The organism is Burkholderia sp. BCC0322, assembly GCF_902833045.1.
Lineage (GTDB): Bacteria > Pseudomonadota > Gammaproteobacteria > Burkholderiales > Burkholderiaceae > Burkholderia.
Genome location: NZ_CADFDU010000016.1, coordinates 95,216 through 110,558 on the forward strand (window position 1 = coordinate 95,216; position 15,343 = coordinate 110,558).

At 69.0% G+C, this 15,343-nt stretch carries 9 protein-coding genes; 4 read left to right on the forward strand and 5 right to left on the reverse strand.

Annotation, left to right across the window (positions count from 1 at the left end; translation table 11 throughout):
* Positions 1 to 170: 170 nt before the first annotated feature.
* Complete coding sequence (gene dnaE / locus HWX39_RS31330) at positions 171 to 3,704, reverse strand: DNA polymerase III subunit alpha (protein WP_175971491.1); 3,534 nt, start codon at positions 3,702 to 3,704, stop codon at positions 171 to 173.
* A gap of 217 nt (positions 3,705 to 3,921) precedes the next feature.
* Between dnaE and HWX39_RS31335 the strand changes: the two genes are divergently transcribed.
* Together HWX39_RS31335 and gluQRS are read left to right on the forward strand one after the other, a co-directional pair.
* A complete protein-coding gene (locus HWX39_RS31335; protein ID WP_175951091.1) occupies positions 3,922 to 4,776 on the forward strand; it encodes a sulfurtransferase in 855 nt (284 codons plus the stop codon).
* A 22-nt stretch (positions 4,777 to 4,798) separates the two neighbouring features.
* Positions 4,799 to 5,692: a tRNA glutamyl-Q(34) synthetase GluQRS gene (gene gluQRS, locus HWX39_RS31340; RefSeq protein ID WP_175971492.1), complete on the forward strand. Its 894-nt coding sequence runs from the start codon at positions 4,799 to 4,801 to the stop codon at positions 5,690 to 5,692.
* Between the two features lie 176 nt (positions 5,693 to 5,868).
* On the opposite strand, the gene HWX39_RS31345 is transcribed toward gluQRS, so the two are convergent.
* The 4 genes from HWX39_RS31345 to purT all read right to left on the reverse strand — a co-directional run bounded on the left by HWX39_RS31345 (position 5,869) and on the right by purT (position 9,729).
* Positions 5,869 to 7,437, reverse strand: a complete 1,569-nt coding sequence (locus HWX39_RS31345; protein WP_175971493.1) for a DEAD/DEAH box helicase — start codon at positions 7,435 to 7,437, stop codon at positions 5,869 to 5,871.
* A 411-nt stretch (positions 7,438 to 7,848) separates the two neighbouring features.
* The gene (locus HWX39_RS31350; protein ID WP_060275056.1) at positions 7,849 to 8,229 is read right to left on the reverse strand and encodes an MliC family protein; all 381 of its coding nucleotides are present in this window, start codon (positions 8,227 to 8,229) and stop codon (positions 7,849 to 7,851) included.
* 81 nt (positions 8,230 to 8,310) lie between these two features.
* On the reverse strand, positions 8,311 to 8,496 hold the full coding sequence (locus tag HWX39_RS31355) for a DUF6726 family protein (RefSeq protein WP_069248523.1): 186 nt from the start codon (positions 8,494 to 8,496) through the stop codon (positions 8,311 to 8,313).
* A gap of 18 nt (positions 8,497 to 8,514) precedes the next feature.
* Positions 8,515 to 9,729 carry a formate-dependent phosphoribosylglycinamide formyltransferase gene (gene purT, locus HWX39_RS31360; protein ID WP_175971494.1) on the reverse strand — a complete coding sequence of 405 codons (1,215 nt, stop codon included), beginning with the start codon at positions 9,727 to 9,729 and terminating at the stop codon, positions 8,515 to 8,517.
* 213 nt (positions 9,730 to 9,942) lie between these two features.
* Between purT and HWX39_RS31365 the strand changes: the two genes are divergently transcribed.
* Both HWX39_RS31365 and HWX39_RS31370 read left to right on the forward strand, forming a co-directional pair.
* The gene (locus tag HWX39_RS31365) at positions 9,943 to 10,488 is read left to right on the forward strand and encodes an META domain-containing protein (protein WP_175971495.1); all 546 of its coding nucleotides are present in this window, start codon (positions 9,943 to 9,945) and stop codon (positions 10,486 to 10,488) included.
* A gap of 177 nt (positions 10,489 to 10,665) precedes the next feature.
* Entirely contained in the window at positions 10,666 to 15,324 is a 4,659-nt protein-coding gene (locus HWX39_RS31370) for a DNA translocase FtsK (protein WP_175971496.1), read from the forward strand.
* Positions 15,325 to 15,343: the final 19 nt, after the last annotated feature.

A 15,343-nucleotide genomic window follows, 5' to 3' on the forward strand; every position in this document is an offset into this window, starting at 1 on the left:
GCCGGACAGGCGGCTGTCAGCGCCGCGTTCGTGCGGCCAGCGCCGGATTGTATAGCGTCCGGATGGCCAGCCCAAGACCCGTTTGCGTGAACATGCAAAACGGCCCGCCGCACCGCGCGATGGCGACGCGACGGGCCGCATGGCGCGACAGCCGTCCGGCTAAGGCGCGATCAGTACGTGATTTCGACGACGCTGCCGTCGAACGTCGCACGCAACTCCGCGAGCAGCACGTCGCTCGGCTTCACGCGCCATGCGTCGCCGAGGCGCATTTCACCCTGTGCCCGCGCGTTGCTGTAGTGGATCTGGACCGCGAGCCCGTTCGGCAGCGGCGCCTGCGGGCGACGACCGCCATCGCGCCCGGCGCCGCGCGGCGCGGGCGCTTCGGCCACGTTCACCGCCGCCGGATCGTCCTTGGACACGTGCGGCTCGAGCACGCGGCGCAGCGCGGCCGCGTCGGCGTTGCCGTTCATCGTCAGCCGCACGGCCTGCGCATAGCGGCTGCGCGCGCGTTCGAGATCCATCACGGTATCGGCAGTGAAGCGGATGCCGCCCGTGAACGCATCGTTGCGCGCCTGCCCCTGCACGATCAGCAATTCATCTTCCTTGAACAGCGCCTTGTTCGCCTCGAACTGCTCGTTGAAGATCGTGATCTCGCACTGGCCCGAACCATCGTCGAGCAGCGCGATCAGCATCTTGCCGCGCTGGGTCATCTGCGTGCGCAGCGACGCGATGATGCCGGCCACGAGCTTGTCGCGCCCTTCCTTCAGGTCGCCGACCTTCTGCCGCACGAAGCGTCGGACCTCGTCGCGATACGCGTCGAACAGGTGCCCGGACAAGTAGAAGCCGAGCGCGCCCTTTTCTTCCTGCAGGCGGCGCTTGTCGTCCCATGCGGGCTCGTCGACGAGCGCATGCGCGTGCGGCGACTCGGCGCCCATGTCGAACAGGCCGGCCTGCATCGCGTTCGCCTCGGCCTGGTCGGCCGCTTCCATCGCCAGCGGCACCGACGCGATCAGCTGCGCACGGTTCGTGGTCAGCGAATCGAACGCGCCGGCACGGATCAGCGCCTCGACCGTGCGACGGTTGACGACGCGCCGATCGATCCGCTCGCAGAAGTCGAACAGGTCGGTGAACGGTTTTTCCTCGCGGGCGCGCAGGATTTCCTCGATCGCGTTCTGGCCGCTGCCCTTCACCGCGCCGAGACCGTAGCGGATCGTGCGCGAACGCTTGCCATCGGCTTCGGCGACCGGCTCGAAGCGGTAATGCGACTGGTTGATGTCGGGCGGCAGCACGACGAGGTTGTTCACGACGCAATCGTCGAACAGGATCTTCACCTTGTCGGTGTCGTCCATCGCGAGCGTCATGTTGGCCGCCATGAATTCGGCCGGATGGTGCGCCTTCAGCCATGCCGTGTAGTACGCGAGCAGCGCATAGGCGGCCGCGTGCGACTTGTTGAAGCCGTAGCCCGCGAACTTCTCCATCAGGTCGAAGATCTCGTCGGACTTCTCGCGCGTGAGGCCGTTCTTCGCCGCACCCTCGGCGAAGATCTCGCGGTGCTTGACCATCTCCTCGGGCTTCTTCTTGCCCATCGCGCGACGCAGCAAGTCCGCGCCGCCGAGCGAGTAGCCGCCGATGATCTGCGCCATCTGCATCACCTGCTCCTGATAGACCATGATGCCGTAGGTCTCTTTCAGGACGGGTTCGACGCGCGGATCCGGATACTCGACCTTCTCGCGGCCGTGCTTCCGTGCGCAGAAGCTCGGGATCAGGTCCATCGGGCCCGGACGGTACAACGACACGAGCGCGATGATGTCCTCGAAGCGGTCGGGCTGCGCATCCTTCAGCATGCCCTGCATCCCGCGGCTTTCCAGCTGGAACACCGCGACCGTGTTGGCCTTCTTCAGGATCTGGAACGAGGCGGGATCGTCGAGCGGCACCTGCGCGAGCGACCAGTCGGCCTTCGACGGATCGAGGCGGCGGATGTAGCGCTCGGCCCAGTCGAGGATCGTCAGCGTCGTGAGACCCAGAAAGTCGAACTTCACGAGGCCGACGGCTTCGACGTCGTCCTTGTCGTACTGGCTGACGACGCCGCCGTCGTCGCCCTGCGTATACAGCGGGCAGAAATCGGTCAGCTTGCCGGGCGCGATCAGCACGCCGCCCGCGTGCATCCCGACGTTACGCGTGAGGCCCTCGACGCGCTGCGCGAGATCGAGCAGCTGGTGCACCTCGTCCTCGTGGTCGTAGCGCTCCTGCAGCTGCGGCTCCTCCTTCATCGCATCGGCGATCGTCACGTGCTTGCCCGGCTTGAACGGGATCAGCTTCGCGACGCCGTCGGTGAACATGTAGCCGAGGTCGAGCACGCGGCCGATGTCGCGCACGGCCGCCTTCGCGGCCATCGTGCCGAAGGTGGCGATCTGCGACACGGCGTCCGCGCCGTACTTCTCCTTCACGTACTGGATCACGCGGTCGCGGCCGTGCTGGCAAAAGTCGATGTCGAAGTCGGGCATCGACACGCGTTCCGGGTTCAGGAAGCGCTCGAACAGCAGGTTGTAGCGCAGCGGGTCGAGGTCGGTAATACCGAGCGCGTACGCGACCAGCGAACCGGCGCCCGAACCGCGGCCCGGACCGACGGGCACGCCGTTGTTCTTCGCCCAGTTGATGAAGTCCGCGACGATCAGGAAGTAGCCCGGGAAGCCCATCTTCGTGATGGTCCCGCACTCGAATTCGAGGCGCTTGTAATACGTGTCGCGCTGCGCTTCGCGTTCGGCTTCGACCGGATACAGCTGCGCGAGACGGGTCTCGAGCCCTTCCTTCGACAGCTGGACCAGGTAGTCGTCGAGCGACATGCCGTCCGGCGTCGGGAACAGCGGCAGTTTCGGCTTGCCGAGCTCGAGCTTCAGGTTGCAGCGCTTCGCGACTTCGACCGTGTTCGCGATCGCCGACGGCAGGTCGGCGAACAGCGCAACCATGTCGGCCTGCGTGCGGAAATACTGGTCGGTCGTGAAGCGCTTCTGGCGCCGCGGGTTCGCGAGGATGTCGCCTTCCGAGATACACACGCGCGCCTCGTGCGCGGTGAAATCGTCGTCGGTCATGAACTGCGTCGGGTGCGTCGCGATGACCGGCAGCTTCAGCGCCGCGGCGAGCGTCGCGGCCTGCTGGATGTAAGCCTCGGCGCCCGGCTGGCCGTAACGCTGCAGCTCGATGTAGAAGCCGCCCGGGAACACCTTCGCCCAGCGCTCGGCGTGACGGCGCGCGGCTTCTTCGTTGCCCGCGGCAAGCGCGAGCCCGATGTCGCCCTGTTGCGCGCCCGACAGCGCGAGCAGCCCTTGCGCGAGCTCGCCGTCGAGCCAGCTCGCGTCGAGTTCCGCACGGCCGCGGTACTGGTTCGTGAGCCACGCCTTCGACAGCAGCTCGCAGAGATTCAGGTAGCCGACCTTGTCCTTGACGAGCAGCAGCAACCGCGACGGCTTGTCGCGGTCGTCCGGATTGGCGATCCAGACGTCGCAGCCGGCGATCGGCTTGATGCCCTTGCCGCGGGCTTCCTGGTAGAAACGGACGAGGCCGAATGCGTTGCCGAGATCGGTGAGCGCGAGCGCACCCTGACCGTCTGCGGCCGCCGCCTTGACGATGTCGTCAATGCGCACGATGCCGTCGGCAATCGAGAATTCGGAGTGAACGCGAAGATGGACGAAGCGGGGATCTGACATGGGCGCTATTGTAGCCGCCCCGCCGCGCAGCCTGCCCAAAAAATCCCCGCGCCGGCCATTCGGCCAATGCACGCGACCGCACGTCGCGCGGCTGGCCAAACGGCTGGATGCCGGCCTGAGCGCGGTTTGCGGGATAATACGGTTTTTCGAATCAACGCCCCGGCTTCGCACCCCTTTTTTGCGGGCCGCCGTGCGGCCGTTTTCCCGTCGGACCATCATGACCATCGTCAACCTCGCCGCCTACCACTTCGTGTCGCTCGACGCGAACGAGCACTGGCGCCCGCTCGTCACCGCCCGCTGCAACGAACTCGGCCTGCGCGGCACGATCCTGCTCGCGCCGGAAGGCATCAACCTGTTCGTCGCCGGCACGCGCGAAGCCACCGACGCGTTCATCGCGTACCTCCGCCACGATCCGCTGTTCGAGGGCAAGTTCGCGTCGCTGCAGTTCAAGGAAAGCCTGTCCGACTCGCAGCCGTTCCGCCGCATGCTCGTGCGCCTGAAGCGCGAGATCATCACGATGAAGAAGCCGGCGATCAAGCCGGAACTCGGCCGCGCGCCGTTCGTCGACGCGCAGACGCTGAAGACGTGGCTCGACCGCGGCCACGACGACACGGGTCGCCCGGTCGTGATGCTCGACACGCGCAACGCATTCGAAGTCGACGTCGGCACGTTCGACGACGCGCTCGACTACCGGATCAACAAGTTCAGCGAATTCCCGGAAGTGATCGACGCGAACCGCGCCGACCTCGAAGGCAAGACGGTCGTGTCGTTCTGCACGGGCGGCATCCGCTGCGAGAAAGCCGCGATCCACATGAAGGAAATCGGCATCGAGAACGTGTACCAGCTCGAAGGCGGGATCCTGAAGTATTTCGAGGAAGTCGGCGGCGCGCACTATCACGGCGACTGCTTCGTGTTCGACTACCGCACCGCGCTGAATCCGCAACTCCAGCCTACCGAGAACGTCACGTGCTTCGCGTGCCGTGCGGTCGTCACGCCGGACGCGCAACAGTCGCCAAGCTACGTGCCCGGCAAGTCGTGCCCGGCCTGCGCACCTGCAGCCAGCGCCGCGTAAGCGCGCGCGGCCCCGCGCCCCGATGAGCGCCTATCGCGGCCGCTTCGCGCCTTCGCCCACCGGCCCGCTGCATTTCGGATCGCTGGTCGGCGCGCTCGCGAGCTGGCTCGACGCGCGCGCACACGGCGGCACATGGCTCGTGCGCATCGAGGATCTCGACGGCCCCCGCACGGTGCCCGGCGCCGCCGACGACATCCTCGCGACGCTCGCGCATTTCGGCATGACGCCCGACGAGCCGCCCGTCTGGCAAAGCACGCGCGATGCCGCGTACACGGCCGCGCTAGAACGGCTCGTCGCGGCCGGGCTCGTCTATCCGTGCGGCTGCACGCGCAAGGAAATCGCCGATTCGCTGCGTGCCGCGCACGAGCGCCACACGACGCTCGCCTACCCGGGCACCTGCCGCACCGGCCTGCACGGCAAGCCCGCGCGCGCATGGCGGCTGCGCGTGCCGGACGGCGACGATGCGATCGTCACGTTCGACGATCGCTGGCAGCACACGCAATCGCAGAACCTCGCGACCGAGGTCGGCGATTTCGTGCTCAAGCGTGCGGACGGACAATGGGCCTATCAGCTCGCGGTCGTCGTCGACGACGCCGATGCGCACGTCACGCACGTCGTGCGCGGCGCCGACCTGCTCGACTCGACCGCGCGCCAGATCCACCTGCAGCACTGCCTCGGCGTGCCGACGCCGCAATACCTGCATGTGCCCGTCGTCGTCGATGCGAACGGCGAAAAGCTCAGCAAGCAGACCGGCGCGACCGCGCTCGAACGCGACGATCCGCTGCCGGCGCTGCAGGCCGCGGCCGCGCACCTGGGCCTCGCGCCCGGCGGCGCGCTCGCATGCACGACCCTCGATGCGTTCTACGCAGCCGCAACGGCCGCGTGGGCGACGCGCTTCGGGCGGCAGGCCGGCTAAGCGCACGGCAGCCGCGGCGATCGGGCAGCGGCCGGATGCCACTTGCATCGCCCGCCGCCTGCGCCCCACTCCGCCCCCAATCAAACCGCAGCCCCAATGAAAAACGGGCACATGCTCATCGCATGCACCCGCATTTCCTGCAGCGCTCGCGCGCTGCGCCGTCACATCCGCCCGGCTTACACCGACGGCTTGCGCGGCATCCCGAACCCGCCGAGCAGTGCGGCAACCTGACGCTTCGGCCCCTTCTTCTCGGGCTGCTGCGCGGGCTGCGCGTCGTCGTGCTGCTTCGCCGACGCCGACGGCTCGTACGGCTTCAGGAAAAAATCGTCGACCGGCGCTTCGTGGCGACGGTGATGACCGCGCTCGGAACCGCCCGGCCGGCGCCCCGACGCGCCACGATGCTCGTCGCGATCGCGACGGCCGCCTCGTTCGCCGCCCCGCTCGGCACCGCGCTCGCTGTTGCGATCGCCGCCGCGGTCGTTGCCGCGCTCGTCGTGACGATGGCGCGCGGGCTTGTCGAGCGTGAGCGTCTGCACTTCGAGCGGACGCTTGATCAGCTTCTCGATATCGGCGAGCTGCTTGCGCTCGTTCGGGCTGCACAGCGACAGCGCGTCGCCCGTCGCACCCGCACGGCCGGTACGGCCGATCCGGTGCACGTAGTCTTCCGCACTGAACGGCAGGTCGAAGTTGATCACGGCCGGCAGTTCGGCAATGTCGAGGCCGCGCGCGGCCACGTCGGTCGCGACCAGCGCCTCGATCTCGCCGCGCTTGAACGCGTCGAGTGCCTGCATCCGCTCGATCTGCGTCTTGTCGCCGTGGATCGCCGACGCGACCACGCCGTCGCGCTCGAGATTGCGCGCAAGGCGGCTTGCGCCGATCTTGCTGTTGCAGAACACGATGACCTGCTTGAGGCCGCGATCGCGCAGCAACTGCACGACGGCCGCCTGCTTGTCGCCTTCGGCGACGTCGTAGACGATCTGCGTGACGTTCGCGTTCGTCGAGTTGCTGCGTGCGACTTCGATCGTCTGCGGGTTGCGCAGGTAGGTCGACGCAAGCTTCTTGATTTCCGGCGAGAAGGTGGCCGAGAACAGCAGCGTCTGGCGCTCCTTCGGCAGCAGGTTCAGGATGCGCTGCAGATCGGGCAGGAAGCCCATGTCGAGCATCCGGTCGGCTTCGTCGAGCACGAGGATCTGCACCTGGCCGAGATTCGCCGTTTTCTGCTGCACATGGTCGAGCAGACGGCCCGGCGTCGCGATCAGGATCTCGACGCCGCGGCGCAGTTCGGCCATCTGCGGGTTCATGTCGACACCGCCGAACACGACCGCGCTGCGCAGCGGCGTGTGCTTCGCATACGCGTGCACGTTCGCGGCGACCTGGTCGGCGAGTTCGCGGGTCGGCGTGAGGATCAGCGCACGCACCGGGTGGCGCGCCGGAGACGCGCTCGTGTTGGCCTGCGGCAGCAGGCGCTGGATGATCGGCAGCGAGAAACTCGCGGTCTTGCCGGTACCCGTTTGCGCGGCGCCCATGACGTCGCGGCCGGCGAGCACGACCGGAATGGCCTGCGCCTGGATCGGCGTCGGCGTCGTGTAACCCTGCTCCGCAATGGCTTTCAGGATATCGGCGGCAAGGCCGAATTGATCGAAGGTTGCGTCGACGGGCTTGGCGACAGAATCGGACATGGTGGCGTTTCGCTCAAAAGGCGCGGCGGGGACATCGTGCGTCAGGCCAGCCGGGCCTGCGCTCATCACAATTCGGAAATAGACGGAGCCGCGGCGCGCCGCGCGGCGCCGCTCTGGCGCTTGGGACCGGTTCAATGCGAACGCTGGACGCCAGGCCGTGCGGACTCCGTTCGGCGCGAATGCCGACGGAAAGGGTCGTATTGTAGCACTGCGCAGCCATCTGTCCGTGACAACGCCGCGAACGGCCGCAACGGCGGTTCACGCGGCGGGCCCGGGCAGGCCCGTGCGGCAGACGAATGACCCGATCGGACTCACCCGATCGGCCCACGGGTGATTTCAGGGGGCTGATCCCGGATCGTCTTGCGCGGTCGCCCGCTGCCAGCCCGCTTGCCGGGCTGTCAGGCCCGGGAGCCGGCCGCCAGCAGGCCCCGGTAGGCCCGCAGGCCCGGCAGCACGATCCACGTTCCCGCCCGGCGCTCAGCCCTTCTTCTTTTTCTTCTCGACCTGTACGCAGTCACCCAGCAGCGGCGGCGCGTTCTGGTCAGCGATCTCGTCGCGCAGCGTCGCTTCCTTGCCCTTCGTCCACCACGTATAGCGGCCGGCCTGGTAGCGCGCGCCCGACGCCGACACGGTGTCGACGAACAGCATCTGCTTTCCGTTGACCGGCACGAGCGCGAAGCTCTGGCCGTTGCCTGCGAGCCAGTACGACACGCGCACCGGTTGCTTCTGGTTCGCGCACTGGTAGACGGTGAACTGGCGCGAATCGGCGTCGATCTCCTCGACGGTCAGTTGCGCGGCATGCGCGACTGAAACGGCCGTGCCGGCGAGCGCGAGCGCGGCGAGGGTTTGGCGAATCATGCAGGTCCTCTCACGAGACGGGTGAAAACGCGCCCTCGCGGGGCGCGCGATTATTGCGGGCGATCGGGACGGGTATCGTGATCAGGGATCGATGACGTCGGCACACGCGTCGGTCGGTGCGGCCGCGACATGGCCGACGAGCGGCACGATCTTGAGCCCGGCCGAGGCGACCCGGCACGGTGCGGCCGCGAGGCCGCAACCCGCGAGGTTCACTGCAAGCGCCAGCGCGGCGGCCAGCTTTCCGATACGCAGCCACTTCGGCGTCATCGTCCTCTCCTGGTTGCGTCAGCGGGCCGACACGGGCCGGACGGCCGCGGCGGCACGCTTCGCGCGTTCGCGCGCTTCGTCGACGGTCGCGCCGGTCGCCAGCGCGACGCCCATGCGCCGCTTCGCAAAACTTTCCGGCTTGCCGAACAGGCGCAGGTCCGCGCCCGGCACCGCGAGCGCGTCGCGCACGCCCTCGAACGCGATCCCGCGCTCGTCGAGCCCGCCGTAAATCACGGCCGACGCGGCCGGCGTACCCAGCGCCGGATCGACCGGCAGCCCGAGAATCGCCCGCGCGTGCAGCTCGAATTCCGACTGGCGCTGCGACGCAAGCGTGACGAGGCCCGTATCGTGCGGCCGCGGGCTGACCTCGGAGAACCATACGTCGTCGCCGCGCACGAACAGCTCGACGCCGAACATCCCGCGCCCGCCGAGCGCCTCGGTGACCTTGTGCGCAATCTCGCGCGACTTCTCGAGCGCCGCCGCGCTCATCGGCTGCGGCTGCCACGACTCGACGTAGTCGCCCGCGACCTGCACGTGGCCGACCGGCTCGCAGAAGTAGGTGCGCGTGGCGTCCGTCGCCGGATCGATCGCGCGCACGGTGAGTTGCGTGATCTCGTAATCGAAGTCGATGAAGCCCTCGACGATCACGCGGCCGTGGTTCACTCGTCCGCCCGCCATCGCGTAGTCCCACGCCGGCTTCACGTCGGCTTCGGTCTTCACGACCGACTGCCCCTTGCCCGACGACGACATCACGGGCTTCACGACGCACGGCATGCCGATCTTCGCGATCGCCGCGCTGAACGCCTCGAACGAATCCGCGAACGCATACGGCGAGGTCGGCAGGCCGAGCTCCTCGGCCGCGAGCCGGCGGATCCCTTCGCGGTTCATCGTGAGCTGCGTCGCGCGTGCGGTCGGGATCACCTCGGCAAGGCCGGCCGCCTCGATCGCCGCGAGCGCGTCGGTCGCGATCGCCTCGATCTCGGGCACGATCAGGTGCGGGCGCTCGGCTTCGACGATCGCCCGCAGCGCGGCGGCGTCCGTCATGTCGATCACGTGCGCGCGATGCGCGACCTGGTGGCCCGGTGCGTCCGGATAGCGGTCGACCGCGACGACTTCGACGCCGAGCCGCTGCAACGCGATGATGACTTCCTTGCCGAGCTCGCCGGCGCCGAGCAGCATGACGCGCGTGGCCGAGGGTGAGAGCGGCGTACCGAGCCGCTGACCGATCTGCATGTGATTACCCGCTTCTGGTGGAGGACGAAAACGGCTCCGATGTTAACACGCGCCACGGCACCGGATTTGCGCGTTTCGCCGCGCCGGCGCCCGGCCGCGGGCCGCTCGCAAGCGGGCTGCGAACGTTTTCACGCGTGAAGTGTCGGCTCGCCTGCCGCGGGGCGGGTGCGTTACTCTTACGCCTTGATCAGAATCCGATGAGGAACGAGGCTCATGTCCCACCTGTCCGCCGCCGCACGTGCACGCACCGGCCTGCTTCGCCCGTTGCGCGCGCCGCTTTGCGCGTTGACGCTTGCCACGCTTCTCGCCGCCTGCGCGATGCCGACCCACCCCGATTCCGCCGCCCCCGCGCCCGACCCGTACAATCCGGCCGCCGTCCAGCTGCTCGACGACACGAGCTGGGAACTCACCAGCTGGCTGAATGCCGACGGCACGCAGCGCGCGATCCCGCACGGCGACAACGGCGAGCCGATCAAGCTCGCGCTGTCGACCGACTCGGGCATCCGGCGCGCCAGCGGGTTCTCGGGCTGCAATCGCTACATGGGCACCTACGCGATCAAGAACGGCCTGTTGAGCTTCGGGCCGCTCGCCGGCACGCGGATGGCCTGCCCGAATACGCTCGGCGGCCAGCTCGAAACCGCGTACCTCGACGCACTCGCCCACGTCGACAAGACCGGCGTGCAGATGCGCGAACCGCGGCAATTGCAGATCGTGACCACTTCCGGCGCAACGCTGACCTTCACGCACCGGAGCCCCTGATGCACGGCGCGCGCGAAGGCCGACCGACCGCCTTCGCACGGCGCGCCACGCGCGTGTATCGCGCGCACGCGTCACGCGACGTGAATCGGATGCACGCCGCGTTAGAGTCTTGTTCGCCGGCCGGTTAAACTCGGCGGGTCGCGCCCCGCGCGCCCCTCCCCACTCCTGTTTCAAAGCATGCACACGGTTGTCTTCGGCTGGTTCGGCATCTCCGCCGTCTGGTTCCTCCTTCTCTTCTGGCGTCTCGTGCAGGCGATGCTGCCCGGCGGCGGCGGGCTCGCCGGCCGCGGCTCGATCCGCCTGTGGCTCGGCTTCGCCGCCGTGTTCGTGGCCAGCTGCACGCTGACGAGCCCACTGTCGGGCCCCGACACGAACGCGCTCGGCCATGCGTTCTCCGCAGGCTTCGCCCACGTGCTGGGCCCGATCGGCACGCCGGTCGCGATGGTCGTGCTGTTCTTCGCCGGGTTGCCCTGGCTGACCGGCATCGGCTGGCGGCAGTTCGCCGCGTGGGTCGATACGTCGTTCGGCGTCAAGCTGGCGCGCGACGGCGGTGACGACGAAGCGCGCGGCATCGCCGACCTGCCGCGCAGCGCGTTGCATCGCGACGACGATATCGTCCAGCCGACCACCGCGCATACCGTCAATTCGATGGCGCCGCGCCAGAACGGCCGATATTCGCGCCCGACGCTGTGGAAACCCGACCCGCAGGCGCGACTGAAGCCACGCAGCAGCACGCCTGCCCGTCCGCACGTGGAACCTGTTGCGCCGTCGGGCTGGTTGAAGCCGGCCGCGCCCCAGCGCAGCATGCCGACACCGCCCGCGCCGATCCCCCCGGCCAGCGCAATGCCGCCGCCGACGACCGGCAGCACCGCCAGCCTCGCGCGCGCAGCGGCAAACTCACAAGTCCCGCGCCCCGATCCAGCCCCGCTTCCTGCCGGATTCCAACCCGTCCGCCCGCGGCCGACTGCCGCGCGACCGGCCACTGCCGCGTTGAAGCCGACCCCGCCGCGCACCACGGTCACGCCGCGGCCGGCCACCACGCAGCCGCAGCGCCCGCCGGTACGCCCCGCCGCAGGAGCCGGTTCGGCCGGCCTGCCGTCGGATGCGGCACGACGTCGCCCGGCGCAGCAAACGCCGGCGCGCCCACCGCTGTATGCGTGGACGGAAAAACCCGCTGCACCGATCACGCCGGCGCCGAGCGTGCACGACACGCTGCGCTCGATCGAGGCCAGCACCGCGCAATGGGCGACGCTGGGTGGTGCGCAGTCGGACGGTGCCGGGCATGCGGCGGCAGCCGCAACCGTGGCCGGTGTGGCCGCGGCAGCAGCCGGCATGGCAGCGCCGGCCGCAGCGACCGTGCCGACCGGGTTCGCCTCCGCGGCCCACGGCCTAGCGGCGCATGACGCCAGTGTTCCGCTCGCACACGATGCGCCCCCCGCGTACGACGACAACGCACCGATCATGCTCGACGCGTTCGTGCCGGCAGCACCCGCCGTCCATGCACCGGTTGCCGATGCGGGCGCCGTGGCGTTCGACGCCGCCGCACCGCACGCGGTGTCGAATGCCGGCAGCGACGCCGCCGCGTTCTCGCATCACGCCGATGACGAAATCCGGCACGCCGACGATGCCGTTGCCGCACCGGCATCGGGAATCACGCCCGCGCCGGCGTTCGACGCGCCCATCGACCTCGCGCCGTGGGAAGACCTCGCCAGCCAGCCGGTTTACGGGTTCGACGCGTCCGCGTGGCACCCGGTCGCCACGCCGTCGACGGCTGTGACGGGATCGGAACCGGCCAACGCCGCCTCTGCGCAACCGACGACCGAGGTGGTTCACGACATCGCCGCGAGCAACCCGCCGGCATCGTTCGACACTGACGACAAGTACACGACGAAACCGGCTGCTGCGATCGATCGCACGGCGTCGGCCCGCATGCCGCAGGGCATCGCCGACGCGCACGCCGACGTGAAGCCCGCCGGGAGCGTCGCGCCGTTCGCGGCCCTCCCCTCCTCTCCGATCGCCGAAACGACATCGCGCACAAGTGCCGAAACTCGGCCGTTTGCAGCGGCGTCGGCACCGTCCGCATCGAGTGCCGCACTGGAAGCAGCCAAGTCGGATACGGTGGAACCTGCCGCGCCGCTGACGGCAATCGCTCAAGACACCGCACCGGCGGCGGCATGGACGTGGGCGCCTGCAACGGCGCAACCGGCCACGACGAATACGCCCGTCACCTCGGAATTGCCGAAATCGCCGGTTACGGCTCAACCGTTTGCCGCCGCGCAAGCTCCGTCGACGAGTGCTGCGTCGCCGCTCGTCGGCACCGCCCACGGTTCGACCGCGCAAGCGCCTGCATCCGCATCGGGCAATGCGCCTGTCGCCGTCACCGCTCTGTCGGACAGTGCGATCGGCACGGCATCCGGTTCGCTCGCTCAACCGGCTGAGTCGAACGCTGCATCCGTCGCGCCGGCATCCCCGATCGGCGTGACCAGCGCTGCGTCGGCTCCGCTTTCGCAGCCGGCCACTTCGGCATCGAACGCTGCATCCATCGCGCCGGCGGCTCCGGCCAGCGTTGCGGGCACGACTGACGGTTCGCCCCTCCGCGCATCGACACTCGCGTCGTCCGCCGCGCCTGCCATGACGCCTTCGACGGCCGGCACGTCGGCTTCGACTTCCGGTTCGACCGCGCCGGCGATCGCTGCCACGACACCCGTCAATGTCGTGTCGGGCCCGATCACTGCACCGTCCGCGCCCGCCCCGACGCTTCAGGCCAACCCGGCAACCTCGCCGACGGGTACGACATTTGGCGCATTCGGCACGTCGGGCGCAGTCGCACCGCAGCCGAGCGCAAGCCTGCCCGTACCACCGGCCGCTTTCGGCACAACTGCACCGACCTCCGCCCCGATCGCATCGATCGCCACGGCGGCAGCAACGCCAGCGCAACCGATCGCCAGTTCGCCCGTCGCTCCGGCCGGCTCGCTGACGTCCTTCGGCATGACCACCGCGACGCTGGCTCCGACGATCGCTTCCGCACCTGCGGCAATCGAAGCCACGACGTTCGCCCCCCCGCCCGCCTCGGCCTCGTCGCCGGCAAGCTGGTCCGCGTCGAATGTCTCCGCGGCACCGGCAGCCCCATTGGCCGCGGCACCGCAACCCCCGGCAACGATCCCCGGCGAGAGCCTGTCCGCACCGGCGGCGCTCGCGCCCGCACCGGCGATGCCCGTTGGCCAGCCGGCCGAGGCAGCCACCGCCGCCGCGATCGAACCGGCCGCGCCGATCGAAGCCGCATCGCCGCCGCCCGCCGACACCCCCGCCCGCCCACCGCGCCCGAACGCGTTCGAATTCCACGCGCCCGCGTCGTTCAACGTCGAACTGCCGACGCTCGACCTGCTCGAGCCCGCGTCCGACGACGTCGAAATGATCACCGAGGAACACCTCGCGCAAACGGCACAGGTGATCGAACAGCGGCTGCAGGAATTCAAGGTGCCGGTGACGGTGGTCGGCGCATCGGCCGGCCCCGTGATCACGCGCTTCGAGATCGAACCCGCGCTCGGCGTGCGCGGCAGCCAGATCGTCGGGCTGATGAAGGACCTGTCGCGCGGCCTCGGCCTCACGTCGATCCGCGTCGTCGAGACGATTCCCGGCAAGACCTGCATGGGCCTCGAACTGCCGAACGCGAAGCGCCAGATGATCCGCCTGTCGGAAATTCTCGAGTCGCGCCAGTACCAGCACTCGGCCTCGCAGCTGACGATCGCGATGGGCAAGGACATCACCGGCCACCCGGTGGTCACCGATCTCGCGAAGGCGCCGCACATGCTCGTCGCGGGCACGACGGGCTCGGGCAAGTCGGTCGCGATCAACGCGATGATCCTGTCGCTGCTGTACAAGGCGACGCCGGAAGACGTGCGGCTCATCATGATCGACCCGAAGATGCTGGAGCTGTCGGTCTACGAAGGCATCCCGCACCTGCTCGCGCCGGTCGTCACCGACATGAAGCTCGCGGCGAACGCGCTGAACTGGTGCGTCGGCGAGATGGAGAAACGCTACCGGCTGATGTCGGCCGTCGGCGTGCGCAACCTCGCGGGCTTCAACCAGAAGATCCGCGACGCCGAAGCGAAGGAAAAGAAGATCGGCAACCCGTTCTCGCTGACGCCCGAGGATCCGGAGCCGCTGTCGACGCTGCCGCTGATCGTCGTCGTGATCGACGAGCTGGCCGACCTGATGATGGTCGCAGGCAAAAAGATCGAGGAACTGATCGCGCGCCTCGCGCAGAAGGCGCGCGCGGCCGGCATCCACCTGATTCTCGCGACCCAGCGCCCGTCCGTCGACGTGATCACGGGACTGATCAAGGCGAACATCCCGACGCGCGTCGCGTTCCAGGTGTCGTCGAAGATCGACTCGCGCACGATTCTCGACCAGATGGGTGCCGAGTCGCTGCTCGGGATGGGCGACATGCTGTTCCTGCCGCCGGGCACCGGTTATCCGCAGCGCGTGCACGGCGCGTTCGTCGCCGACGAGGAAGTGCACCGGATCGTCGAATACCTGAAGCAGTTCGGCGAGCCGCAGTACGAGGAAGGGATCCTCGACGGCCCGGCCGCCGACGGCGCGACGCAGGACCTGTTCGGCGATGCGCCTGACGCGGAAGCCGATCCGCTGTACGACGAAGCCGTCGCGTTCGTCGTGCGCACGCGGCGCGCGTCGATCTCGTCGGTGCAGCGGCAGTTGCGCATCGGCTACAACCGCGCCGCGCGCCTCGTCGAGCAGATGGAGGCGGCCGGGCTCGTATCGGCGATGGGCATCAACGGCAGCCGCGAGGTGCTCGTGCCGGCCGCGGCCGACTGAGCGCGGCGGCCGGTCGGCC

Bases quoted from the DNA above. Each gene is read 5' to 3' on its own strand.
- HWX39_RS31365 (WP_175971495.1), top strand. From the start codon at position 9,943: ATGTCCCACCTGTCCGCCGCCGCACGTGCACGCACCGGCCTGCTTCGC.
- HWX39_RS31350 (WP_060275056.1), bottom strand. From the start codon at position 8,229: ATGATTCGCCAAACCCTCGCCGCGCTCGCGCTCGCCGGCACGGCCGTT.
- HWX39_RS31370 (WP_175971496.1), top strand. From the start codon at position 10,666: ATGCACACGGTTGTCTTCGGCTGGTTCGGCATCTCCGCCGTCTGGTTC.
- HWX39_RS31345 (WP_175971493.1), bottom strand. From the start codon at position 7,437: ATGAGCGCAGGCCCGGCTGGCCTGACGCACGATGTCCCCGCCGCGCCT.
- HWX39_RS31335 (WP_175951091.1), top strand. From the start codon at position 3,922: ATGACCATCGTCAACCTCGCCGCCTACCACTTCGTGTCGCTCGACGCG.
- dnaE (WP_175971491.1), bottom strand. From the start codon at position 3,704: ATGTCAGATCCCCGCTTCGTCCATCTTCGCGTTCACTCCGAATTCTCG.
- gluQRS (WP_175971492.1), top strand. From the start codon at position 4,799: ATGAGCGCCTATCGCGGCCGCTTCGCGCCTTCGCCCACCGGCCCGCTG.
- purT (WP_175971494.1), bottom strand. From the start codon at position 9,729: ATGCAGATCGGTCAGCGGCTCGGTACGCCGCTCTCACCCTCGGCCACG.
- HWX39_RS31355 (WP_069248523.1), bottom strand. From the start codon at position 8,496: ATGACGCCGAAGTGGCTGCGTATCGGAAAGCTGGCCGCCGCGCTGGCG.